We start from the raw sequence: 23,149 nt of genomic DNA on the forward strand, positions 1-23,149 counted from the left end.
GGCTAGAAACTAGCGATCTCTTCAGGTGTAAGCTCACGCCACTCGCATGGGGCAAGGTCATCCGGCAGCACTACGTCACCTACCGAGTGGCGGTGCAACGCAGTAACATGATTGCCTAAAGCGGCGAACATGCGTTTTACCTGGTGGTAACGCCCTTCCGTAATGGTTAGCTCCGCTTTCTTGGGAGTCACGAATCGAAGGATGGCCGGGTGCGTCGGTGTTTCTTCATCCTCAAGAAGAATCCCCTGAGCGACTTGCTCTACTGCCCATTCGGCGGTCTCGTCTTCCATAGGGTCGGCAAGCTCGGCCACGTAGACTTTAGCACAGCGATGGCGTGGCGAAGTCACCCGATGAGACCATTGGCCATCATCAGTCAGCAGTAACAGTCCGGTGGTGTCCACGTCTAAACGCCCGACTGGCTGTAATCGTTCGACCTTGGGCACGTCGATAATGTCAATCACCCGCGGATAGAGCCCCCGGCGCGCCGTGCACTCCACGCCTGCGGGTTTATGCATCATCAGGTAACGAAGGCCCACCAAGGTAAGCCGTTCGCCGTTGAGCAGTACCTCATCGTTGCCGGTATCGATCTGGGTGGCCGCCTGTTTGATAGGCTCGCCATTGAGGGTCACTTCTCCGTTTTTAAGCGCACGTTTTGCCAAACTGCGAGTCAGCGGTGTGGTTTCACTTAAAAAACGATCAAGCCGCATTATTGCCCGACTCCTGGCAGTAACGTAAAGCGATCGGCATCTTGCCAAGCAGGAAATTTGTCACGAAAAGCATCGAGTTCCGTTTTATCTAACACCCCCGTTTCAATGAACGGAGTATGGGCGGGCTGGTCGATCAGCGGTTCGCCTTTAAAATCGACCAGCATGGAGTCGCCGCTATAGGCCAGCCCCTTGGCATCTTCACCCACACGATTTACCCCTACCACATAGGCGAGGTTCTCTACCGCGCGTGCTTGTAACAGCGTACGCCAGGGATGTCGACGGGGAGCGGGCCAGTTGGCGACGCACAGGATGGCATCATACTCGAAATGTTCATCCTCTGCTGGCTGTTGGCGCATCCAAACGGGAAAGCGTAGGTCGTAGCATACGCTCAATTGAAGCTTGAACCCCTTGAGTTCGACGATATGGCGCGTTGCCCCCATCCCGTAGCGCTCGTGCTCGCCAGCCATGCGGAACAGGTGACGCTTATCGTAGTAGTGCAATTCACCGTCAGGCGTCGCCCAAACCATGCGATTGTAGAATTGGCCATCATCTACAATGGCCACACTCCCCGTCAGAACACAGTTTCTCGCCTGCGCCTGGCTCTGTAGCCACGCCACGCTCTGACTCTCGGCCATGGGCTGCGCCATCTCACGAGAGTTCATGGTAAAGCCTGTGGCGAACATCTCGGGTAACACGATCAGATCCGTATCTCTACCATCCAAATCACCGAGCAGCGCCTCTAAATGTTCATGATTGGCTTGCGGGTCTTCCCAACGTAAATCGCACTGCACCAAGCTAGTTTTCAATTGGCTCATGCCACGTCTCCTTTGCGTCGGTGTGTTCGTTGATAGTGTGCTAGATTAGCATTTTTACTTAATGAGGCTGCTATGCTTCCATCCGCTACGCGAGACCCTGAGGCGGTAAAGGGCGTTATGTTCGGCTTGACGGCCTACACTATGTGGGGGTGCTTCCCGCTCTTTTTTGCTCTATTCGATGGGGTCCCGGCTCTCGAGATTTTGATACATCGAATTTTATGGTCGTGCCTATTTCTGGTGGGATTGATCAGCATACTGCGGCGCTGGCCGCCGGTAATGGCTTCGCTGATCGAGCCCAGACGTCTAGGGCGTGTACTGGCCTGTGCGCTGCTCATTGCCTTTAACTGGGGCATTTACATTTATGCCGTCGAAACCCAACAAGTGCTTCAGGCCAGTTTAGGCTACTTTCTCACCCCTTTGGTGAACGTGGCACTGGGTATGCTAGTGCTGCGTGAAGTGATGGCCAAATTACAGCTAGTGGCCTTGGGCCTTGCCAGCCTGGCGATTACCATTCAGTTCGTCATGCTAGGCGAGTTACCGTGGATTAGCTTACTGCTAGCATTGAGCTTTGGTAGCTATGGATTGTTTCGTAAGCAGGTGCCGCTGGATGGATTATCGGGACTTTTCGTAGAAACACTGCTGCTGTTTCCTTTAGCGTTGCTCGCGCTCACGTGGATGAGCTGGCAGGGAGCGTCGCACTTTTTGCATGATGCCCCTATGTCTGCGCTTCTCGTCGTAAGTGGCGTTTTGACTGCCCTCCCTCTTATGGCGTTTGCTGGTGCGGCCCGCCGCCTACGATTAGCAACGCTGGGATTTCTGATGTACATCAACCCCAGCATCCAGTTTTTGATTGCGCTGACGGTATTCGGCGAGCCGCTAGGCCTGATTCAACTCGCCACGTTCATGATGATCTGGACGGGCTTGGCGCTCTACTCTTGGTCATCTTGGCAGTCACGCCCGCGCCAGGCGATGGCTTGAGTTCGCCAGCACTGCCTGTTGATCGCTCAAACCTTCGGCGGTTTCTTTTTCGGGCTGATACCCTACCCGGAAACCGCCCCAATGTTTGCCGTTGATATAAATAGGCACGGAGAGGTCATGCATGATCTCTCCCGTATCGCGTTTGTAGGTCTGCAGTAACAGTGGCTTTTCGTGCGTACCACAGCGACTCCCGGTTGGGTCGTCAAAAATACGCTTGCTGCGGCAGTATTTGAGATCGTGCTCATAGTCGCCAGTCGGCTCACGACTCACCGCCGCGTTATGGGTGGGTACGTAACCATTTCGATCACAGGCAATGGCATAGCTTAGGCTATATTCACCGAGTAGCGGCTCTTGGAGCGTAGGCAGTTGCTGATCAGTGAAGTGGTCATATCCCGTGTGGTAGAGCGGTGGCCGTGTACCGTCTATGGGTGCATAGTCGGGCTGGAATAGCATGGCTTCGGACAGCTCTCCTCGGGCAATAGCCGCCTCGAACAGCTTTCCGATATGATCGGCAGTGCGCCGAGCGGCTAGAAAGACCGTTTGATGCCGCCCTAGCAGCCGCTGTTGCGCTAGCTCGCCGTCGACCCCTTCGGCAGCGTCCATCAGCGCTCGCGCTTGTAAGGCGAGTTCATGCATGTTGCGATTGCCTTCGTCGACATCCTTCTCCAATTGACGCAGGCTGTCGGCGACGGTTTGGCTGTGCGCTCTGGTGCTGCTCATTGCCTCTGCAACGCTTGTGATCTCTTGCTGAACTTGATCGAACTCTTCGGTCATCGTCGCTAAACTGCTACCCACCCGCTGCATACCTTGAGAACGCTCGCGTACCCGGGTCATCAAATCGCCCATCGTGACCACCACGCTATGGCCACTTTGGTGCATATCTTTAACCAACTCGTCGACGCTCTGCGTAGCGGTAGACGTTTTCATCGCCAGATTACGCACCTCTCCTGCGACGACGGCAAACCCCCGCCCATGCTCACCAGCGCGGGCCGCCTCAATAGACGCATTCAGTGAGAGAAGATGCGTTTGCTCTGCGATATCTTCGATCATGGAGGTCACATTTCGAACGCGTTCGATTTTATCGTTGAGCGCCGTTAACATCTCAAGCGCTTGGCTAGAGCGATCGGCCACCTCAGTCATGTCGTGAATGATCGCCGTCAGCTCATCGTGATTGTGATGGCTCGCCTGCCGTGCGCTCTCAGCCAATGCGGCCACATGAGACGCACTGGCGCTCACCTGCACGATAGCGGTGTTGATCGCGCTCATGCTCGAGGATGCCTCGCTTGCCATACCCTCCTGTTTGCCCAAGCGCTGAGCCATTAGGTCGGCATAGTGAGACACTTCTGCCGAGGCGATGGCGGTACTGCTAGCCCGTTTCATCAATCGGTACGACATGGCCCGCAAGGAACCGTAATCACGCAGCGGCTTCAGTAGTTCGCGCTGACTCGAAGGTTGGTGACCCGCGTTATAAATCGCATAAAGGGCGCTGGCCACCGCCGTCACGCCGGCTAGCGTTGCGCATACCAGTGCCGCATAGGCCCATGGCCCGGAAAGCGACACTAGCAACGTCGCCACAATGATCAGTAGCAATGGTACAAGCCAACGAAATAGTCGCATATGAGTCACTCTTTTTTAATTGACGTTGTTGAGTTTTGAACGATGCGATAGGGAGAGGCTGCTCTCTCAGTGAGCTTAACGGGTTATGCTAATGAAATAAGTAGCACTTTGGGGGAAGGCCAACATAACGATGAGATAGCGTGGCCAATGCCGTCATTCAGCGCGTAACGCGCTAAACTATCAGTCCTTTTAACGTTACTTTGTCGGTACCTATTCAGCAGATGCTCAGGAGCTTATGTTCAAACGCTATTTGCCCATCTTCAACTGGCTACCTCATTACCATCAGCGTTTGCTCGGGGCAGACCTTCTGGCAGGCTTGATCGTGACCGTCATGGTCATTCCTCAGTCGTTGGCGTATGCACTGCTGGCAGGTCTGCCAGCGGTCGTGGGGCTATATGCGAGCATTCTGCCCCAGTTGCTTTATACCCTCTTGGGCACTAGCCGCACGCTGGCGGTGGGGCCTGTGGCGATCATAGCGCTCATGACAGGCGCTGCCCTCTCATCTGTGGCGGCACCAGGGTCAGCGGAGTATGTTCAAGCAGCCCTGGTACTATCACTGCTATCAGGCGCTATGCTGATGGCCATGGGTGCGCTGAAAATGGGCTTTTTTAGCAACTTTTTGAGCCACCCGGTCATATCTGGCTTCTTGACCGCTTCAGGCATATTGATTGCCGTTAGCCAGCTAGGCAGCCTACTGGGCATCTCCAGCAGCGGCTTTACCTTGGTAGAACGCCTGATGACGCTGCTTCCCAACCTCTCCACCTATAACCCCTTTACCATGGCCATTGGCGGAGGGACGCTGCTGTTTCTGGTACTGATGCGCCGTTACGGCAAACGAAGTCTGATGACATTGGGCGTGCCCGTCACGCTCGCCGATTTGATCACCAAAGCTGGCCCGGTATTCGCCGTGATCGTCACCACGCTGGTCACGTGGTATTGGCAGCTCGCTTACCGCGAAGACGTGGCGGTCGTCGGCACCATACCCAGTGGCCTGCCCGCCTTGAGTTTTCCCTGGGGCGATGTGTCACTCTGGCGGACCCTCATCATCCCCGCCATGTTGATCAGTTTAGTGGGCTTCGTGGAATCGGTCTCGATGGGTCAAATGCTGGCCGCTAAGCGGCGCCAGCGTATTTCTCCCAATCAAGAGTTGATTGGATTGGGAGCCGCCAACTTAGCGGCTGGATTCACCAGCGGCATGCCCGTCACGGGCGGGCTATCGCGCACTGTCATCAACTACGATGCAGGGGCACAAACGCCGGCTGCCGGAGCCTTTGCCGCGCTCGGTATTGCACTAGTGACCATGGCTTTTACTGGCTGGCTCTACTATCTGCCCATCGCCACTCTGGCAGCCACTATCACGGTCTCTATTTTGACGCTGGTGGATTTGCCCATGCTGCGCCAAACCTGGCGCTACTCCCGCAGCGATTTTGCCGCCATGGCGGTCACTATTCTGTTGACGCTGGTGGAAGGGATCGAAGCGGGGATCATTGGCGGGGTGACGCTCTCTATTGCACTTTTTTTATACCGCACCAGCCGCCCTCATAGCGCGCTTGTGGGCCGAGTGCCCGATACCGAGCATTTTCGTAACGTGGAGCGGCACGATGTGGAAACCGTCAGCAACGCAGCCCTACTGCGCATCGATGAAAGCCTCTACTTTGCCAATGCTCGCTATTTGGAAGATACCGTCTACAACTTGGTGGCTAGCCGCCCAGAGCTCGAGCATGTCGTGCTGATCTGTTCAGCGATCAACTTGATCGATGCCTCTGCCTTAGAGAGCCTGGATGCCATCAATGCGCGCTTGAAGGACTCCGACGTCAAACTACACCTGTCCGAGGTAAAAGGACCCGTGATGGACCAGTTGAAAAAAAGCGACTTTCTGGAAGCGTTAACCGGGCGAGTGTTCTTAAGCACCTACGCCGCATGGCGGGAATTTTCTTAGCTTTTAGCCTCATAACTTTCTGAAAAGCCAGGCAACCGCCTGGCTTTTTACATTGCACTAAAGACTATTTGTAGTCGCCTATGAGAACAGCGTTGACAGCCTCTCCGGCCTTACCTACTATCACTCGACCACTAAGCAAAACCAAATACCGCATAGCAAAACAAAATGTAATCGAACGTAACACATCTAACAGTCACAACCACAATAAAGGAGCATTTCAATGCATCCGTTTGCTCACCGCCTGTTAATCGCCGCCCTTCCGCTCTCACTGTTAGGGGTGGCGGTCAGCCACGCTAGCGAAGTAGACCTCCCCAGCACCATGGCCTGGACCGCTTACGGCACCAACTCCAGCGGCTACGCTCAAGCTGTCGCCATCGGCAACATGCTGCAGAATAAGTACGACTCATCGGTACGCATTCTGCCCGGCGATAACGATGTCTCCCGTATGACGCCCCTCAAGCAGGGTCGTGTTGATCTGTGTGCCTGCGGCATTGCCAGCTACTATGGCGCGGAAGGGGTCATGATGTTTGCCGACCGCGACTGGGGCCCGCAGCCGCTGCGCGTGATCACGACCTCTACTGCATCGTTTGGACTATCGTTGGCGGTCGCAGGAGATCTCGGTGTCGAGACCCCAGCCGACCTAGCGGGCAAGCGCATTGCCTACATTCGTGGTGACGACGCGCTCAACAAAGGCACTGAGGCGTATCTCGCCTTTGGAGGCTTGACCTGGGATGACGTCGAACGCGTAGACTATCCGGGCTACGCTCGTTCCTTTGATGGCATTATTGCGGGTGATGTAGACGCCTCTTTTACCACCACCGTGACACCGCCCGCTCAGCAGCTTGCCAGTAGCCCACGCGGCGTCAGCTGGCCAGTACTGGATCCTAACGATGAGGCAGGCTGGGAGCGCATGGCTGCCGTCGCGCCCTACTTCCGCCCCCATGAAGTCACCGCTGGGGCTGGTGGTATCAGCGCCGATAATCCGGTGCCTAGCGCCAGCTACCCGTATCCGATTGTGGTCGCCAACCAGGATCTCGATGACAGCGTCGCTTACGGCTTGATCAAAGCGATGCAAGAGAACTACGACGACTATAAAGATAACGCGCCGGGGGCGGTGGGCTACGCACTCGAGTACCAGGATTTACAGTGGGTGATTCCTTTCCACGACGCCGTAGTGGAGTACTACAAAGAGATCGACGTGTGGACCGATGAGATGCAGGCCCACCAAGACCAGCTCGTCGAGCGGCAAAACGTATTGATGCAGGCCTGGGAGCAGTTCATGCAGGATGCCCCCAGCGATGCCGATACGTTTACCACCGATTGGATGGCCGCTCGCGCTTCAGCCCTCGCCGAGGCTGGATTCGAGCCGATCTTCGAGTAACTCGCCATGGGGCGGCGCTCGCCGCCCCTGCCGATGGATGGAACGCCCTATGAGCACTGAAACACCACCTGCCAACACGGCGCAGGTCAAAGAAAAGATCAGCCAAATTCGCGAGCTGCCCCTGGCCCTTCGTTGGGTACCGGCCACCGTCACCGTGCTCCTCATGATGATGACGCTGGACTACCTGTTTAACTGGGGCTGGCTCACGTTCGTCACCGGGCTAGAAACGCAGTTTTACTACGCAGTGGTGGCACTGCTTCTGCCGCTGGTGTTTCTGCTATGGCCCATGCGCAGCAGCCAGCAGGAGCAACCCATTCCCTGGTATGACTACCTGTTGAGCGCCGCAACGCTGATCGTAGGCGGCTACTTTGTTTACAACGCCGTCCCTATTCTCGAGCGCGGCTGGGCGTTTGCCGCTCCTGATATCGCCATTTATTTCAGCTATGCCTACTGGTTACTGATCATCGAAGCCGCTCGACGGGCGGGCGGCCTGCCCATTGCGATCATTGCTGGACTGTTTTCTCTTTACCCGTTGGTCGCCGATATCGTCCCTGGACCTATCCAAGCGTTCCCTTCCAGCCTCTCTGAAACGGCGATGTACCACACCATGAGCACCGAAAGCATCATGGGGGTACCGCTACAGGCCTTCGCAGGCTTGGTGATCGGCTTTCTGGTCTTTGGCGTGGTGCTGCAAAAAAGCGGCGGCGGCAAGTTTTTCATTAATCTGGCATTTGCACTGCTTGGCCATGTGCGCGGTGGCCCGGCCAAGGTATCGATTTTCTCCAGCGGTTTGATGGGCTCCATGAGCGGCAGTGTGATCAGTAACGTGTTGACCACCGGGGTGCTCTCAATTCCCGCCATGCGCCGGATTGGCATGAGCCGCTCGTTTGCCGGCGGCGTGGAAGCCTGCGCCTCGACGGGTGGCGTGTTGATGCCGCCTGTCATGGGGGCCACCGCGTTCGTGATGGCAATGTTTCTGGACATTCCTTACGCCGCCGTCGCCCTGGCGGCGGTGATCCCGTCCATTCTCTATTTTCTAGGTCTGTTCATTCAAATCGATGCCTATGCCGCGCGCAACGACATCAAAGGCCTACCCGCCATTGAGCTACCCTCGATCAAACAAACGCTAAAAGAGGGCTGGTACTTTATTTTCGTTTTCGGCCTGCTGGTATGGATGCTGCTGGTCATGCAGCGCGAGGCCGTGGCCCCCTTCTACGCCACCGCCCTGCTGTTGGTGCTCAATCAGCTCTCCAAGCACAACCGCTGGGGCTGGAAGGATGTCACGGAGACATTGTCATCCGCGGCCAAACTGTTTGCCGAACTGATCGCCATTCTAGCGGGCGTTGGCATGTTGGTCGGTGCGCTCTCCATGACCGGCTTGTCGGGCACCATTGCCAACGACTTCATCAATATCGCCGGTGGTAGCGTGCCACTGCTGTTGATCATGGGCGCGGTCACCAGCTTCGTGCTGGGCATTGGCATGACCGTCACCGCGGCTTACATCTTCCTGGCGGTGGCGCTGGCTCCTGCACTGATTCAGGGCGGCGGCCTGGATCCCATGGCGGTTCACATGTTCATTCTCTACTGGGGCATGCTCAGCTTTATTACCCCTCCCGTCGCGCTGGGTGCCTTTGCAGCAGCCACCGTGGCAGGCGCCCGCCCGATGGAAACCGGGCTGCAGGCCATGCGTCTAGGCAGCGTGATTTACTTTATTCCTTTCCTATTCGTACTCAACCCTGCGCTGATCATGCAGGGCGAACCACTAATGATCGTTGCCGTGTTCATCCAAGCGGTGATCGGCATCGTTCTGTTTGCCTCTGCCATGCAAGGTTACCTAATGGGCGTGGGTCGGCTGGGCTACGGCGCCCTACAAGAAATGGTCATCCGCGCGCTCGTAGTCATAGCGGGCCTGCTACTGGCACTACCCGGTGGTGGCATGGTGCCCCTCAGCCAGTGGGAATTAATCGGCTTGGCCGCAGCGGCGCTGCTACCGGGCATTGCGCTTGCGCGTCTAAGCCAACGCCATCACCAGCGTTCGCTCACTGCTAACGCTTAATGTCACTCCGAGGAGTCTTATGAGCACAAAAACAACCCTCACTCTTGTACTCGGTAGTTTAACGGCGGGGTTGCTGGCGGCAGGGAGCGTTAGCGCCATGCCTAGCACCTTGAACTGGACAGCTTACGGCACCGGCACCAGCGGCCATGCGCAGATCATGGCGATCAGCCAGCTGCTTCAGGAGGAGCATGGCACTCAGTCCCGGGTCATTCCCGGTGAAAACGACACCATGCGCATGACCCCACTGAAAACCGGTCGTGTGGATCTGTGCGCCTGCGGCATTGCCAGCTACTACGGCTCCGAAGGCGTGATGATGTTCGCGGGGCCGGACTGGGGCCCGCAGCCGATCCGCGTGATTTCAACCTCCATGGCCAGCTTTGGGTTAGGCATGGCGGTAGCAGGCGACGTAGCGATGTCATCCATCGCCGATCTTGAAGGTAAACGATTAGCTTATCTTCGTGGCGACGACGCGCTGAACAAAGCCGCCGAGGCCTATCTGGCGTTTGCCGGACTGACCTGGGATGACGTTGAACGTGTCGATTTCCCCGGCTACAACGCCGCCTTCGACGGTATTATCAGCGGTCGTGCCGATGCCGCTATTACTACGACGGTGACGCCTGCCGCCCAACGCTTAGCGGCAAGTCCGCGTGGATTGCAGTGGCCGGAGCTACCCACAGAAGACGAAGCAGGTTGGGCTCAGATGCTAGAGGTGGCGCCCTACTTCCAACCCCACGACGTCACTTCAGGCGCAGGTATTAACGCTGACCAGCCGCTTGCCAGCGCCAGCTATCCCTATCCGATCATGGTGGGCAACGCTGATTTAGCGCCAGAAACCGTCACCGGCCTGATTACCACGCTGGTGGAATCGTTCGACGACTACAAGGATAACGCCCCGGGGGCCAGCGGCTATGCGCTGGAGAACCAAAATATGACCTGGGTAGTGCCTTTCCACGACGCCGTGGTCGAGTATTACCGAGAAAGCGGCGTATGGACCGATGACATGGACGCCCACCAAAACGCCCTGGTGGCGCGTCAGCAGCTTCTGATGGATACCTGGGATACCTACCAAGCCAATGCGCCAGAAGAGGAAACGGCGTTCATTGACGGCTGGATGGAAGCACGCCGCACGGCCCTTGAAGACGCCGGATTAAACCCCGTTTTTTAATGAGGCTGCATCGCTATCCGCCAGCAGTGCAACACGTTCGGCCGCCTCAGTGCGGCCTTTTCTTTAGCTTTTTTATTTCGCAATGCAGAATCATGTTTTGAATTATTGACTCCAACGGTCTCTTTCGCCATGATCACTGAATTCCAAATAACGATCTTATATTTCACATAGCGAAACACGGAGCCTCTATGAGTGTTCACTATCAGCGACACGGCCAGGTCGGCGTCATTAGTATCGCGAACCCGCCGGTCAACGCTTTGGGCCAAGCAGTGCGAAGCGGATTGCTTAGCGCATTGAAAGAGGGCATCGCAGACCAACAGGCCAAAGCACTGATGGTGATGGCAGAGGGGCGCACCTTTATTGCCGGGGCCGATATACGAGAATTTGGAAAGCCGCCACAAGCACCGCTGTTACCGGATGTCATTACGCAATTAGAAGCCTGCCCCAAACCGCTCGTCGCATCGTTACACGGCACCGCGCTGGGTGGCGGCTTGGAAGTGGCACTGGGCTGCCACTACCGTGTTGCGCTGGCTGGCACCCGCGTGGGTTTACCGGAAGTGAAGCTGGGCTTGCTGCCTGGCGCGGGCGGTACCCAGCGGCTGCCCCGTTTGGTAGGTGTAGAAAACGCCTTGGAAATCATCACCAGCGGGCGGTTTGTGGAAGCCGCTGAAGCCTGGGATATCGGCATCATCGATGCCATCAGCGATGTCCAAACGCCGCTGGAGGCAGGTTTGGCAGCGGCCCAAGCGATCCTCACAGGACAACGGCAGGCGCGCATTACCGGACAGTTATCGGCACCAGAAGCCAACCCCCAAGCCATTGCCGCCATGCAGACAGAGCTCGAAACCCATGCATCGGCGCTGTTTTCACCGTTTCGCATCGTGGAAGCCGTTGACGCCTGCACCAAAGCCGCGTCGCTGGAAGAGGGTTTGCGTCGCGAGCGTGAGCTATTTCTGGCTTGCATGGATTCTCCGCAGCGCGCAGGGCTGATTCACCTGTTTTTTGCCGCCAGAAATCCCCATGTGGTGCCCGGCGTCGACAGTGCTCAGCCCTTTGCGCATATCGCCCTCGTCGGTGAGCATCCGCTATTCGACACGCTCCTGAAAGCGGCCCAGCGCTCTGAGCTCACGCTGACCCACACACCAGACGCCAGCACCGAACTATGCCTGCTCGCCCCTGGCGAAGATGCCAGTGCCTGCCCTTCTCAAGCGGTCACCGTAGCGCTGCAGTTACTTACCGCAAATGCCTCAACATCGCCTATCAGCTTAGTGCTTTCCGAACGCGGCCCTTTCCATGAGCTGGTCAATCACGGTGCCAACGCAGCCGATCAGCAGCGGGTGGCCTTAACGCTCAAAGCGCTACGAGCCAACGTGGTGGTGACTCAGTGTCACAGCGTGCTGAGCACGCTTTATCACGCCGCAAGACAAACGCCCGACAACGATGCTCAGTCCGCCATGGAGCAGGCGAGCCTGACGCTGGCGCAGCAGGGGGCCTGCTACCGCGAGAGCGACATCGATCTGCTGGCGGTGGAAGCGTTGGGCTACCCACGCCATTTGGGTGGGCCGCACCGCCAAGCCACACTGCCATCCCCTTCATCGACTCACAAAAAGACGCCTTCCGAGGATGCACACTCATGAACCTGACGTTTAGCCCCGAAGAGCAGGCATTCCGCGAGAAAGTCCGCCGATTTCTAGCCGATGCACTGCCCAGCGACATTCGTGAGCGCGTGCGTTTAGGCCGCCATCTGCGCGCCGATGACCATATCCGCTGGCAGAACATTCTCAGCGAGCAAGGGTGGCTTGCGGCCAACTGGCCCGTCGAACATGGCGGCCCAGGCTGGGGCCCGGTGCAGCGGCATATCTTCGACGAGGAGTGCGCGGCCGCCCACGCCCCTACCGTGGTACCCTTTGGCGTCAATATGGTCGCGCCGGTGATCATGAAATTCGGCAGCGTCGAGCAGCAACGGCACTACCTGCCGCGAATTCTTAATAACCAGGATTGGTGGTGCCAGGGCTACTCCGAACCCGGCGCCGGCTCGGATCTGGCCGGTTTATCCACCCGCGCCGTGCGTGATGGCGACCACTACATCGTCAATGGCCAGAAAACCTGGACCACCCTGGGCCAGCACGCCAACATGATGTTCTGCCTGGTACGCACCGACCCCCACGCCAAAAAACAGGCGGGCATCAGCTTTTTGCTGATCGATATGCAGAGCCCCGGCATCACCGTGCGCCCCATTATCACCCTCGACGGCGCCCACGAAGTCAACGAGGTGTTTCTCGACAATGTCCGCGTGCCGTTAGAAAACCGCGTCGGTGAAGAGGGTCAGGGCTGGACCTGCGCCAAGTTCTTGCTCACCCACGAGCGCACCGGCATTGCCGGGCTTGGTCACGCCAAGCAGGCGCTGCGTCATTTGAAGTCGCTCGCCACCCGTGTGCAGCATCGCGGTAAACCGCTTCTATCGCTACCCAGCTTTCGCCAGCGGGTGGTGAAAGCCGAGCTTGAGCTGATGGCGCTGGAAGTGACTAACCTGCGCGTGATTGCCGCCGCACGGGATGGCGGCGTTCCTGGGGCGGAAAGCTCGCTGTTGAAAGTGCGCGGCTCGGAACTGCGCCAGGAGATCAGCGAACTTACTCGCCGCGCACTTGGCCCTGCCGCCCTGCCGTTCTTCCCTGAGTTTCTCCATGGCGACGAGTCGCTAGATGACAACGACGCCCAAAGTGCTGCCGCCAGTGCCCAGTACTTTAACCGTCGCAAGCTATCGATTTATGGCGGTGCTAACGAAATTCAGAAAAGCATCGTCGCTAAAACCATTTTAAGAATGTAGGGGGTCACCATGGATTTTGCACTTACCGACGAGCAGCGAATGCTCGAAGAAACACTGACACGCTTGGTGGCCGACCAGGTCACCCCCGAGCAGCGCCGTGCCATGCTGGAAGCGCCCGCCAAAGGCGCCAGCCCGCTGTGGCGCACCTTTGCCGAGCTGGGCCTGCTGCACATGCCGTTTAGCGAAGACGTGGGCGGGCTAGGCGGCGACGGCACCGATCTGATGATTATTATGCAGGCGCTAGGACGCGGCTTGGTTCCTGAAGCTTACCTGTTTGGCCTCATTATGCCCGGTCAGTTACTCGCCCTATGTGCCAACCCCACGCAGCAGGAGCGCTGGCTTGCTCCGCTGTTGGAAGGTGAACACCAGCTCGCTTTTGCTTGGCAAGAGCAAAACGCCCGCTATGATGCCTTCGATATATCGACCCAAGCGAGCCAGCAAGAGGGCCAGTGGCAGCTTAACGGGCGTAAAGACGTGGTCATCAACCTAGACAGTGCCGCCGCGACGCTGGTGACCGCCCAACTGGCCAGCGGCAAGATCGGGCTGTTCATCGTGCCTACCGATACCCGAGGCACCACGGTACGCAGCTATCGCACTATGGATGATCAGCGCGCCGGTGACCTGACGTTGAATAACGTGACGCTGCCGCTAGAGAACTGCCTAAGCGAAGACGCAGGTGACACGCTGGCAGCGGTGCTGGCGCTAGGCCGCGCCGCGCTGTGTGCCCAGGCCATCGGTGCCATGGAAACCGCCTGCGACCAAACGTTGGCCTACTTGAAAGAGCGCAAGCAGTTTGGCCTGCCGCTGGCCACATTTCAGTCCCTACAGCATCGCATGGTGGATATGCACCTGCACCTAGAGCAGTCGCGCTCCATGGCGATTCTCGCCGCCACCAGCCTCACGCTGCCTGCTAACGAGCGGGACTATAAAATCGCCGCGGCCAAGGCGTACTGCGGCGAGTCCGCGCGCTTTATCGCCGAACAGGCCATCCAGCTGCATGGTGGAATGGGCATGACCGACGAGTGCTTCGTGGCCCACTACGCCAAACATCTGGTGATGTTCGATCACTACCTGGGCGACAGCGACTATCACCTCGAGACGGTGAGCGAACAGCTCGACGCCGCTTAAGGAGCAGCGCATGACCAGCGAAGCAACGCCTTTAGTGCGGGTTAACGTCTCCGAAGGCGGTATTGCCGAACTATTCATTGCGCGCCCAGCGGTGCGCAATGCCCTCAACGAGCCTACGGCCCTGGCGCTGAATGAGGGATTAGCCAACGTAGCAGCTGACCCGAAGGTGCGCTGTGTGATTCTCAGCGGTGAAGGCAGCGCCTTTTGTGCCGGTGCCGATGTAGCGGAATTCGAGAAGGCCACTACTGCGCCCGCCAGCGAACGGTTAGCCACCCTTTTTCTTCCAGCACTGCGCAGCATGATGACGATGGAAAAACCCGTGATTGCGGCGGTCAGCGGTGCCGCTGCGGGGATTGGTGTTTCCTACGTGTTGGCCAGTGACATGGTAGTCATGGGCCGCTCGGCTTACCTGAAACTGGCCTTTATCAATATTGGCTTGATTCCCGATGGCGGTGCGTGCTGGCACTTAGTGCGCAAACTAGGCCACGCCCAGGCCTTCGAGATGGCGGCGCTAGCTACCCCAATAGATGCCGAGCGCTGCGTGGCGCTGGGCCTGGCTAACCGAGCGGTGGAAGATGATCAGGTGCTAGCCGAAGCCCGCGCGCTGGCACAGGCGTTGGTGACGCAATCCCCCCAAGCGCTGGGGGCAACGAAGCGGGCCATGCGACAAGCGGGGAATCTAACGCTCGACGAGACCATCACGCTCGAAGGTGAGCTGCAGGATGCGTGTAAGGCCACCGAGGATTTTCACACCCGCGTGGCCGCCTTTCGTCAACGCCGCCGCAAGTGATCTAGTGCCTGCTGATAATCCGCTCGCAGCGTGGCGACCTCATCGGCCACGCTGTTCAGTGTGATAATAACCCCCACCCCTTGCCCGGCACCCCAAATATCCCGCCACGCTTTGGCTTTGCTGCTGCCGCCTGATCCATAGCGCATGGCGTTTTTGTCACCCTCAGGCAGTGCCTCTGGGTCCAGCCCGGCCAGCTCGATGCTTTGGCGCAGGTAGTTACCGTGCACGCCGGTAAATAGATTGGTGTAGACGATATCCCCCGCGGCGGCTTCCAGTACCATCTGCTTGTAAGCCGGTTGGGCATTGGCTTCCTGGGTGGCAATGAAACGTGTGCCCATATACACCATGTCCACGCCCAGCGCCTGAGCGGCGGCGATCTGCTCGCCTTTGGTAATCGCCCCGGCCAGCACCAGCGGGCCATCGTAGAACTGCCTAACCTCCGCCACAAAGGCGAAGGGGTTGAGCCGCCCCGCATGGCCGCCTGCGCCATGGCAGACCAAAATCAGCCCATCCACCCCGGCCTCGATGGCTTTTTTGGCGTGCCTGATCGTGGTCACGTCATGAAACACCAGGCCGCCATAAGCGTGCACTTGCTTGACCACTCGGTTGGGCGCATGCAGGCTGGTAATGATCAGAGGCACCTTGAACTCAGCGCATAGCGCTATATCGTGCTCCAGGCGATCATTGGTGGGGTGCACGATCTGGTTCACCGCAAACGGTGCGGCGGGTTGTTGCGGGTGCTGAGCGTTATAGTCGTCCAGCGTCTCGGTGATCTGCTGCAGCCACTCCCGAAGCACTTCCGCAGGCCTGGCGTTCAGCGCAGGAAACGCGCCAATGATGCCCGACTGACACTGGGCAATCACCAGCTCAGGGCCAGAAACGATAAACATGGGAGAGCCGATCACCGGCAGCGTCATGGAGGCAGTCAGTTGGGTTAGCATACGTGGCTCATTATCATTGTTTGGAAGCCCATCAGCGTGAAAACCCCAAAAAAGGGGTTTTAAAGCATGGCCAAAATAGTTGGCATGGCCGGAACAGCCCATAGCGGGGGTCTTTCGCCAGGGCAGGTAACACGTTCCTGACGTTAGCAGCATTCCCGCCATCCATGGCGGTCAGAAGCGAAAGTAGCGCCCAAGGACGGGTTGACAGCGCCCCCGCCTAGGGCTATTCCGGACAGCCTCCTAAACTTACAGCTTGCTTTCCAGCTCCGGCAGAATCTCGAACAGATCCCCTACCAGGCCGTAATCGGCCACCTGGAAGATCGGCGCTTCGTCGTCCTTGTTGATCGCCACGATCACCTTGGAGTCTTTCATGCCCGCCAAGTGTTGAATCGCGCCTGAAATACCCACCGCAATGTACAGCTCCGGCGCAACGATCTTACCGGTCTGGCCGACCTGCATGTCGTTGGGCACGAAGCCGGCATCCACCGCCGCACGAGAAGCGCCAATGGCTGCCCCCAGCTTGTCGGCAATGCCGTCGAGCAGCTTGAAGTTCTCGCCGTTGCCCATGCCGCGGCCGCCGGAGATGACGATCTTGGCGCCGCTGAGTTCGGGGCGGTCGCTCTGCGCCAGCTCTTGCTTGACGAAGCGCGATTGGGTGTTGTCGACGACCACGTCCACCGCTTCTACCGTGGCGCTACCGCCGCTGCCCACCGCATCGAACGCTGTCGTGCGCACGGTGATGACTTTCAGCGCGTCGTCGCTTTTCACCGTCGCGATGGCGTTACCGGCGTAGATCGGACGCAGGAAGGTATCAGCGCTGTCGACACCAATCACGTCCGATAGCTGGCTGACGTCTTTCAGCGCCGCTAGGCGCGGCAGGACGTTCTTACCCGTGGTGGAGGCGCTGGCCAGTACGTGGGTATAGTCGCCCGCCAGCTCCACCAGCAGCGCGCCCATGGGCTCGGCGAGCTGGTGGGCGTACACGGCGTTGTCCGCCACGCGCACTTTGCTCACACCGTCGAGCTGGGCGGCCGCGTCGGCGGCGGCCTGGACGCCTTCACCGGCCACCAGCACGTCGATGTCGCCCCCAATGGCTTGGGCCGCTGCGACGACGTGGGCGGTGGCGCCCGCTAACTGACCTTCATGCAGGTCGGCAAGTACCAGAATGCTCATGAGATCAGCTCCTTTTAAAGCACTTTGGCTTCGTTTTTCAGTTTGTCGATCAGCTCGTCCACCGAGGCGACTTTGATGCCGCCTTTGCGCTCGGCGGGGGATTCCACTTTGAGCAGCGTGACCTTGGAGGCCACCTCGACGCCGTAGTCGGCGGGGGTTTTGACATCCAGCGGCTTTTTCTTGGCCTTCATGATGTCCGGCAGTTTGGCGTAGCGCGGCTCGTTGAGGCGTAGGTCGGTGGTGACGATGGCGGGCAGCGTGAGGGCAACGGTTTGCAAGCCGCCGTCGATTTCACGGGTCACGTTGACCTTGTCGCCGTCTACGGCCACTTCCGACGCGAACGTGCCTTGCGGCAGGTTGGTCAGCGCGGCGAGCATCTGGCCGGTCTGGTTGTTGTCGGTGTCGATGGCTTGCTTACCGAGAATCACCAAACCGGGCTGCTCGTCGTCCACCACCTTGGCCAGCAGCTTGGCCACCGCCAGCGATTCGGCGCGCTCGTCGGTTTCAATGTGGATGGCGCGGTCGGCCCCTAGCGCCAGCGCGGTGCGCAGCTGCTCTTGGGCGGCCTTGGGGCCGACCGTGACGGCCACGACGTCGGTGGCCACGCCCTTCTCTTTCAGGCGCACCGCCTCTTCCACGGCAATTTCGCAGAAGGGGTTCATGGCCATTTTGACGTTGGTAAGGTCCACATCGGAATGGTCCGCTTTGACGCGGATTTTGACGTTGTAGTCGATGACGCGTTTCACCGCGACGAGGATTTTCATAAGGCATGCTCCAGCGATTGAACCATCAGCTTCTCAGTTTATATTCCGCATAGTAAAACTATATTTCACTTTATAAAATCACAATAAAAAAACGCCTGCTAAAGGTCAAGCGTTTCATGCTACCTACCGCCTTAGAATGGCGACCAACCAAACCATAACGCTAACAGCGGGATCACCGTGACCAAAAAGCGGCCATTCCAACGGTAGCCAATGCGGGTGGCGGGCACGCGGGTAAAGCGCGAAAGAATTAGCATCGACGCGGTCATGGGCGACGACATCAGCGCCAGCGCCCAGCCCACCATCAACGATGCCCCGATCAGCGCAGGCGACAGCCCCTCGATGCCCAGCGTGGGTAACAGGCCAACCAACAACGTCACCGTGACAATCGGATTGACACCTATTTGCGCGAGCCCCACCACCATCAGCATCGCCAACACCGCGTTGAATGCGCCTAGCGGGCCAAGCACTGCCAGTAGCGGCGCCAGTTGATGAGTATCCACCAAGCCTACGCATACATGCCCCAAATAGCCTGCCGCTCCCAGCACCACGATTTCATTGGCACTGGGAGACAGCAACCAAGGGAGCTGACGATGGACCGTCGTTATGGCGGCAGGCAATCCACCATAGCCTAGCCTGCGACGCTGCCAAGCCAGCCATAAAAGCGCCCCGCTAGGCGCGCCAAGCAGCGCGGCAATGGGTAGTCGTACATCCAGCAGCCACGCAATGGAAAACACCAGCGCGACAATACCGATTAGCAAAAAGCCAAACTGCGCCAATGGGCGCAACGAAGGAGTGACATAGGTTTTATTGGCGGGTGGATGCGGGCCGGTGACATAGTCCACCATCCAGCCCGCCATAAAAATCAGTGCGGCGGCCCCTAGAATATAGGGTGCCAACTGTGGCCAAGTGACCTGGGGAAGGCTGGACAGCACCACAGCCACCCCGATGCCCATGGGCGAGATCAGTGGTGCCAGCGAAAATCCACGCAGTAGCGCCAGCATCATACGTCGCTGGCGGGCCTGCTGTACCCAGGTGCGGCCCTGGGCGGCGCTCAGGGTATTGCTCTTTTCGATCATGGCGGCAAACAGGTTGAGCACACCAATGTTCAGAATGATGCCGAACAGCGCCGAGCCCAGCGATAGGATCGGATAACGGCGGCTGGGGGGCTGCAACAGCATGCTCTGCCCACAGCGGCGCACTAGGCGGGAGCGGTAGGCAGGTAAACGCAGCATGCTGAGCGCCACCACGAAGGTGGCAAAAAAGGCAAAACGCCCACTCGCCTCGAATAGCAGCTGGCCGGAGGTTGGCGAGCGCCATAGCGCGAGCAGCGTGAGAACGCCGGCAGCACACAGCAGCCCCTTGGCCATACGGGTGAGTTGACCTTTTAGGGTGGCCAAATAGAGCAGCAGCGCCACAACGCCTACGGCTTGCCACGCAACGCTGCCACCGACCAAATGAATCAGCGTGGCAAGCGTTACCAGTAACAAACAGGAAACCCGCAGACGGGCTGGACTCACTCGCTAGGCTCCCTCAACTGCGGGTCGGGGGTACCTTGCGAGGATTCGCTGCCGCTACGGCGACGAAAAGAGCCTTCTCCCATAGCGACAAGGTTGCCCCGTTCATCCACGATCTCACCGCTGGTCATGAAGGTTTTTTGCCCGCCGCCGCGCAGCGTGCCCGTCGCCCGCAACACGCCTTGCCGAGCAGGGCCCACGAAGGTGGTCGTTAGTGATAGCGTCATCCCGCGACGAATATTCCCCGGCACATCGCAGTGCAGGCCCGCCAAGCTTAGGGCGCTATCCAGCATCGAGGCCAGCACACCGCCGTGTACATTGCCGCTGCGGTTCAGGTGCTTGGGCTCGATGGTGAGCTCCACCACCGCGCGCCCCTCTTCCCACTCCACGACGTGCATGCCCAGCAATTCGTGATAGCCCATCAGCGCCTGGGGTGTGGTTGAGCCACCGTTGCTGTCTACGCCGCTCATAAAGCGCTCTCCCCTTGGGCCAGGTCGCGCAGTCGACCCTTGAGAATCTTACCACTGGCGGTGGAAGGCAGCGCATCCATGAAGACGATCTGGGTAGGCCGCTTATAGGGTGCCAGCCGTTCGGCAATGAAGGCTTTGAGCTCTGCCAACTCGACGTCGATGCCCGGCTCACACTGTACGAACGCCACCACCTCCTCATTGCCTGCCACCTGCCGCCCCACCACGGCGGTTAAGGTCACCGCCGGGTGCTCGTTGATCACCGCTTCCACATCCGGCGGATAGATATTAAAACCCGAGCGAATAATCAGCTCCTTACTGCGACCCACGATATAGAGCTGATCATCGTGATCCAGCTTGGCAATATCGCCGGTATTGAGCCAGCCATCTTCCGTTAACGTGGCGCGGGTGGCGTCCGGCTGGCGGAAGTAGCCCTTCATAATATTGGGGCCACGCACCCATAGCTCGCCCACCTCATCGCCTGCCTTTTCTGACGTGCCGCTGCTGCCTAAGGGCTCTAACCGATACTCCAACAGCGGCAGCACGCGGCCCACGGTGCTGCTCTGATGACGATCATCGATGCGGGTTTGGCTAATCGTGGGGCTGGCTTCGGTGAGGCCGTAGCCATTATGAAGCGTTAACCCAAAGACGGCTTCCACGCGAGTTTTGGTATCGCTATCCAGCGGCGAGCCGCCTGCCGACATATAGATAAGCGCGGGCGCTTCTAATGCACGCTGCTCACGCTTCAAATACTCCAGGGCGCGAGCGTACATGGCGGGCACGCCCTGAAGAACGGTAATGCGCTCCTCTTTGAGCGTTGCCATCAGCTGTGCCGCATCGAAGCGAGGCACGGTGTAAAGGCACGCGCCGTTATACAGCGAGCCCATACACACCGATGAGAGGCCGAACACATGGGACATGGGCAGCACGCCGTACACCCGCTGCCCTTCACTCAGATGGCGCATGCCACCAGAAATAGAAGCGATATAGAGAATGCCGCGATGGGTGAGCATCACGCCTTTCGGTGTGCCGGTGGTGCCTGAGGTGTAGATCATCGCGGCGACCTGCTCGGCACCACTGGCGTGAACGGGCTCAGGTTCGCTCTCGAAAAGCGGTGAAATCGCTAGGCCGCCGAGCTGCGGATGCTGGTAGCGATCGGCCGCATGGCGCTCGGAGTGCTGGCTCGCCTCTTGAGAGGCTTCGCAGGTGTAAAACACCCGGCGCGGTAGGCAGTTGCCCTGGATCAAATCCACTTCCTGAGCGGAGAGTCGCGAATTGACAATCGCGACCCAAACGTCCATTTCACTAGCGGCCAACAGCAGTACCACCAGGGCACGACAGTTTTCACTGACCGTCATGATACGATCGCCGGGCCGTACGCCGAGATTGGCTAACCAATCGCAGGCAGCGTAGACCTCTTGCCCCAGTTCGGCGTAGCTCCAGCGAATACTGCCATCCACCAGCGCGGGATGATCCGCTAAACGTTTCGCATTTTCCAGCACGCGGGTGCTCAAGCGCTCGGGGAGTTCTGCTAACAGCTCGCTGGCCTGACGGCCAAAAATCATCTCGTCTGGCGCTTGGTAAGGGACCGACAGAGCCATTAGGACGCCTCCCGCACCATGTTCCGGGCAATCACCAGCTGCTGAATTTGTGTGGTTCCTTCGTAAATACGGAACAAACGCACGTCCCGGTAGAAGCGCTCGACGGCGTATTCTGACATGTAGCCCGCACCGCCGTGCACCTGCACGGCGCGATCCGCGACGCGGCCGACCATTTCGGCGCAGAACAGCTTGCAGCAGGAGGCCAGTGTTGAGACGTTTTCGCCATCATCCTTGCGCCGTGCGGCGTCCATCACCATGGTTTTGCCTGCGTAGGCTTCGGTTTTGCTATCGGCCAGCATGGCCTGCACCAGCTGATGCTCCGCCAGCGGCGCACCGAACTGCTTACGCTCCATGGTGTAGCGCAGCGACTCGTCGACCAAGCGCTCGGCCACGCCCACACACACCGCAGAGATATGCAGGCGGCCACGATCCAGCACCTTCATGGCGGTTTTAAAGCCTTGTCCCTCTTTGCCGCCAATGATGTTGTCAGCCGGTACGCGACAGTTATCGAAGATGATGTCGCAGGTATGTGCGCCCTTTTGGCCCATTTTGTTATCCGCCGGGCCGCGGATCAGCCCCGGCGTGCTGCCTTCGACGATAAAAGCAGAGATACCGCCCGCGCCTTTGTTGTCTGGGTCGGTACGCGCCATCACGGTGAACAGGTCGGCTTCTGGGCCGTTGGTGATATAGCGCTTAGTGCCATTCAACACGTAGTAGTCGCCATCGCGCACGGCGGTGGTGCGCAAGCTAGCCGCATCGGAGCCAGAGTCCGGTTCGGTCAAGCAGAACGAGCTGAGAATCTCGCCGGTGGCCAAGCGCGGCACGTATTTGGCTTTCTGCTCGTCAGTGCCATCGATCAAAATCCCCTGAGCGCCGATGCCATTGTTGGTACCGAATACCGAGCGGAACGCGGGAGACGTTTTGCCGATCTCCATGGCCACCAACGCCTCTTCTTCCATGGTGAGTCCTAACCCGCCGTACTCTTCAGGAATGGATAGCCCAAACAACCCCATCTCCTTCATTTCCGACAAAATTTCGGCGGGCACTGCATCCTCTTCGGCCAGCCGCGCCTCATTGGGAATTAAACGCTCCCGGACGAAGCGGGCAATGGTATCAACCAACTGATTCAACAGTTCGGGATCACGGATCATAACGGCTCCTGGTGGCAACGATATTTTTATGGTTGGCGTTCGCGCGGGCAGTGAGGCCTGCCATAGTTCTGCATGGCGAAACTAGCGTTCATTCTCTTGTCAGGCACTTTTGCATAGCCTAGGATGGCAGTCAAT

At 58.5% G+C, this 23,149-nt stretch carries 19 protein-coding genes; 9 read left to right on the forward strand and 10 right to left on the reverse strand.

Translation table 11 applies throughout. The features are described from left to right. Positions 1 to 2 precede the first annotated feature (2 nt). On the reverse strand, positions 3 to 707 hold the full coding sequence (locus MHM85_RS14315) for a pseudouridine synthase (protein WP_219863681.1): 705 nt from the start codon (positions 705 to 707) through the stop codon (positions 3 to 5). Beyond that, positions 707 to 1,522 (reverse strand): amidohydrolase, encoded by an 816-nt coding sequence (locus MHM85_RS14320; protein ID WP_219863679.1) that lies wholly within the window; start codon positions 1,520 to 1,522, stop codon positions 707 to 709. The genes MHM85_RS14315 and MHM85_RS14320 overlap by 1 nt, the downstream gene beginning before the upstream one ends. A 72-nt stretch (positions 1,523 to 1,594) precedes the next feature. Here MHM85_RS14320 and rarD point away from each other — a divergent pair, with 72 nt between their 5' ends. Then, positions 1,595 to 2,500 carry an EamA family transporter RarD gene (gene rarD, locus MHM85_RS14325; protein ID WP_239286337.1) on the forward strand — a complete coding sequence of 302 codons (906 nt, stop codon included), beginning with the start codon at positions 1,595 to 1,597 and terminating at the stop codon, positions 2,498 to 2,500. Here rarD and MHM85_RS14330 read toward each other — a convergent pair. After that, positions 2,474 to 4,117, reverse strand: coding sequence for a methyl-accepting chemotaxis protein (locus MHM85_RS14330; protein WP_219863677.1), 1,644 nt, complete (start codon positions 4,115 to 4,117; stop codon positions 2,474 to 2,476). The genes rarD and MHM85_RS14330 overlap by 27 nt on opposite strands. A gap of 235 nt (positions 4,118 to 4,352) precedes the next feature. On the opposite strand from MHM85_RS14330, the gene sulP reads away from it, so the two are divergent. The 8 genes from sulP (at position 4,353) to MHM85_RS14370 (ending at position 15,403) form a co-directional block, all read left to right on the forward strand. Continuing rightward, positions 4,353 to 6,056: a sulfate permease gene (gene sulP, locus MHM85_RS14335; RefSeq protein WP_239286340.1), complete on the forward strand. Its 1,704-nt coding sequence runs from the start codon at positions 4,353 to 4,355 to the stop codon at positions 6,054 to 6,056. A gap of 220 nt (positions 6,057 to 6,276) precedes the next feature. Further along, on the forward strand, positions 6,277 to 7,437 hold the full coding sequence (locus tag MHM85_RS14340) for a TAXI family TRAP transporter solute-binding subunit (RefSeq protein WP_139527707.1): 1,161 nt from the start codon (positions 6,277 to 6,279) through the stop codon (positions 7,435 to 7,437). Positions 7,438 to 7,486: 49 nt separating this feature from the next. Then, positions 7,487 to 9,493, forward strand: a complete 2,007-nt coding sequence (locus MHM85_RS14345) for a TRAP transporter fused permease subunit (protein ID WP_219863672.1) — start codon at positions 7,487 to 7,489, stop codon at positions 9,491 to 9,493. A gap of 19 nt (positions 9,494 to 9,512) precedes the next feature. Further along, positions 9,513 to 10,658, forward strand: coding sequence for a TAXI family TRAP transporter solute-binding subunit (locus tag MHM85_RS14350; RefSeq protein WP_153843300.1), 1,146 nt, complete (start codon positions 9,513 to 9,515; stop codon positions 10,656 to 10,658). A 188-nt stretch (positions 10,659 to 10,846) separates the two neighbouring features. After that, a complete protein-coding gene (locus MHM85_RS14355) occupies positions 10,847 to 12,295 on the forward strand; it encodes an enoyl-CoA hydratase/isomerase family protein (RefSeq protein WP_219863670.1) in 1,449 nt (482 codons plus the stop codon). Next, a complete protein-coding gene (locus MHM85_RS14360; RefSeq protein WP_153843298.1) occupies positions 12,292 to 13,485 on the forward strand; it encodes an acyl-CoA dehydrogenase family protein in 1,194 nt (397 codons plus the stop codon). The genes MHM85_RS14355 and MHM85_RS14360 overlap by 4 nt, the downstream gene beginning before the upstream one ends. A 9-nt stretch (positions 13,486 to 13,494) precedes the next feature. Beyond that, positions 13,495 to 14,613: an acyl-CoA dehydrogenase gene (locus MHM85_RS14365; RefSeq protein ID WP_219863668.1), complete on the forward strand. Its 1,119-nt coding sequence runs from the start codon at positions 13,495 to 13,497 to the stop codon at positions 14,611 to 14,613. Between the two features lie 10 nt (positions 14,614 to 14,623). Next, positions 14,624 to 15,403 (forward strand): enoyl-CoA hydratase/isomerase family protein, encoded by a 780-nt coding sequence (locus MHM85_RS14370; protein WP_153843296.1) that lies wholly within the window; start codon positions 14,624 to 14,626, stop codon positions 15,401 to 15,403. Here MHM85_RS14370 and MHM85_RS14375 read toward each other — a convergent pair. The 7 genes from MHM85_RS14375 to MHM85_RS14405 all read right to left on the reverse strand — a co-directional run bounded on the left by MHM85_RS14375 (position 15,385) and on the right by MHM85_RS14405 (position 23,014). After that, positions 15,385 to 16,344: a nitronate monooxygenase family protein gene (locus MHM85_RS14375; protein ID WP_153843295.1), complete on the reverse strand. Its 960-nt coding sequence runs from the start codon at positions 16,342 to 16,344 to the stop codon at positions 15,385 to 15,387. The two genes, MHM85_RS14370 and MHM85_RS14375, sit on opposite strands and share 19 nt — an antisense overlap. A 246-nt stretch (positions 16,345 to 16,590) precedes the next feature. Then, positions 16,591 to 17,517, reverse strand: coding sequence for an FAD-binding protein (locus MHM85_RS14380; protein ID WP_219863666.1), 927 nt, complete (start codon positions 17,515 to 17,517; stop codon positions 16,591 to 16,593). A gap of 14 nt (positions 17,518 to 17,531) precedes the next feature. Beyond that, positions 17,532 to 18,281, reverse strand: a complete 750-nt coding sequence (locus tag MHM85_RS14385) for an electron transfer flavoprotein subunit beta/FixA family protein (protein ID WP_219863663.1) — start codon at positions 18,279 to 18,281, stop codon at positions 17,532 to 17,534. Positions 18,282 to 18,412: 131 nt separating this feature from the next. Then, positions 18,413 to 19,798: a hypothetical protein gene (locus tag MHM85_RS14390; RefSeq protein ID WP_219863661.1), complete on the reverse strand. Its 1,386-nt coding sequence runs from the start codon at positions 19,796 to 19,798 to the stop codon at positions 18,413 to 18,415. Then, positions 19,795 to 20,265, reverse strand: a complete 471-nt coding sequence (locus MHM85_RS14395; protein ID WP_139528498.1) for a PaaI family thioesterase — start codon at positions 20,263 to 20,265, stop codon at positions 19,795 to 19,797. Before MHM85_RS14395 ends, MHM85_RS14390 begins: the two co-directional genes overlap by 4 nt. Continuing rightward, a complete protein-coding gene (locus MHM85_RS14400; protein WP_219863659.1) occupies positions 20,262 to 21,863 on the reverse strand; it encodes a class I adenylate-forming enzyme family protein in 1,602 nt (533 codons plus the stop codon). Before MHM85_RS14400 ends, MHM85_RS14395 begins: the two co-directional genes overlap by 4 nt. Further along, positions 21,863 to 23,014: an acyl-CoA dehydrogenase family protein gene (locus MHM85_RS14405; RefSeq protein ID WP_153844029.1), complete on the reverse strand. Its 1,152-nt coding sequence runs from the start codon at positions 23,012 to 23,014 to the stop codon at positions 21,863 to 21,865. Before MHM85_RS14405 ends, MHM85_RS14400 begins: the two co-directional genes overlap by 1 nt. Between the last annotated feature and the right edge of the window lie 135 nt (positions 23,015 to 23,149).

It is taken from the genome of Halomonas sp. McD50-4 (genome assembly GCF_022348135.1).
GTDB classification, from domain to species: domain Bacteria; phylum Pseudomonadota; class Gammaproteobacteria; order Pseudomonadales; family Halomonadaceae; genus Vreelandella; species Vreelandella piezotolerans.

Excerpts from the sequence above, each read along its gene's own strand:
- MHM85_RS14315 (WP_219863681.1), bottom strand. The coding sequence starts at position 707 with ATGCGGCTTGATCGTTTTTTAAGTGAAACCACACCGCTGACTCGCAGT.
- MHM85_RS14320 (WP_219863679.1), bottom strand. The coding sequence starts at position 1,522 with ATGAGCCAATTGAAAACTAGCTTGGTGCAGTGCGATTTACGTTGGGAA.
- rarD (WP_239286337.1), top strand. The coding sequence starts at position 1,595 with ATGCTTCCATCCGCTACGCGAGACCCTGAGGCGGTAAAGGGCGTTATG.
- MHM85_RS14330 (WP_219863677.1), bottom strand. The coding sequence starts at position 4,117 with ATGCGACTATTTCGTTGGCTTGTACCATTGCTACTGATCATTGTGGCG.
- sulP (WP_239286340.1), top strand. The coding sequence starts at position 4,353 with ATGTTCAAACGCTATTTGCCCATCTTCAACTGGCTACCTCATTACCAT.
- MHM85_RS14340 (WP_139527707.1), top strand. The coding sequence starts at position 6,277 with ATGCATCCGTTTGCTCACCGCCTGTTAATCGCCGCCCTTCCGCTCTCA.
- MHM85_RS14345 (WP_219863672.1), top strand. The coding sequence starts at position 7,487 with ATGAGCACTGAAACACCACCTGCCAACACGGCGCAGGTCAAAGAAAAG.
- MHM85_RS14350 (WP_153843300.1), top strand. The coding sequence starts at position 9,513 with ATGAGCACAAAAACAACCCTCACTCTTGTACTCGGTAGTTTAACGGCG.
- MHM85_RS14355 (WP_219863670.1), top strand. The coding sequence starts at position 10,847 with ATGAGTGTTCACTATCAGCGACACGGCCAGGTCGGCGTCATTAGTATC.
- MHM85_RS14360 (WP_153843298.1), top strand. The coding sequence starts at position 12,292 with ATGAACCTGACGTTTAGCCCCGAAGAGCAGGCATTCCGCGAGAAAGTC.
- MHM85_RS14365 (WP_219863668.1), top strand. The coding sequence starts at position 13,495 with ATGGATTTTGCACTTACCGACGAGCAGCGAATGCTCGAAGAAACACTG.
- MHM85_RS14370 (WP_153843296.1), top strand. The coding sequence starts at position 14,624 with ATGACCAGCGAAGCAACGCCTTTAGTGCGGGTTAACGTCTCCGAAGGC.
- MHM85_RS14375 (WP_153843295.1), bottom strand. The coding sequence starts at position 16,344 with ATGCTAACCCAACTGACTGCCTCCATGACGCTGCCGGTGATCGGCTCT.
- MHM85_RS14380 (WP_219863666.1), bottom strand. The coding sequence starts at position 17,517 with ATGAGCATTCTGGTACTTGCCGACCTGCATGAAGGTCAGTTAGCGGGC.
- MHM85_RS14385 (WP_219863663.1), bottom strand. The coding sequence starts at position 18,281 with ATGAAAATCCTCGTCGCGGTGAAACGCGTCATCGACTACAACGTCAAA.
- MHM85_RS14395 (WP_139528498.1), bottom strand. The coding sequence starts at position 20,265 with ATGAGCGGCGTAGACAGCAACGGTGGCTCAACCACACCCCAGGCGCTG.
- MHM85_RS14400 (WP_219863659.1), bottom strand. The coding sequence starts at position 21,863 with ATGGCTCTGTCGGTCCCTTACCAAGCGCCAGACGAGATGATTTTTGGC.
- MHM85_RS14405 (WP_153844029.1), bottom strand. The coding sequence starts at position 23,014 with ATGATCCGTGATCCCGAACTGTTGAATCAGTTGGTTGATACCATTGCC.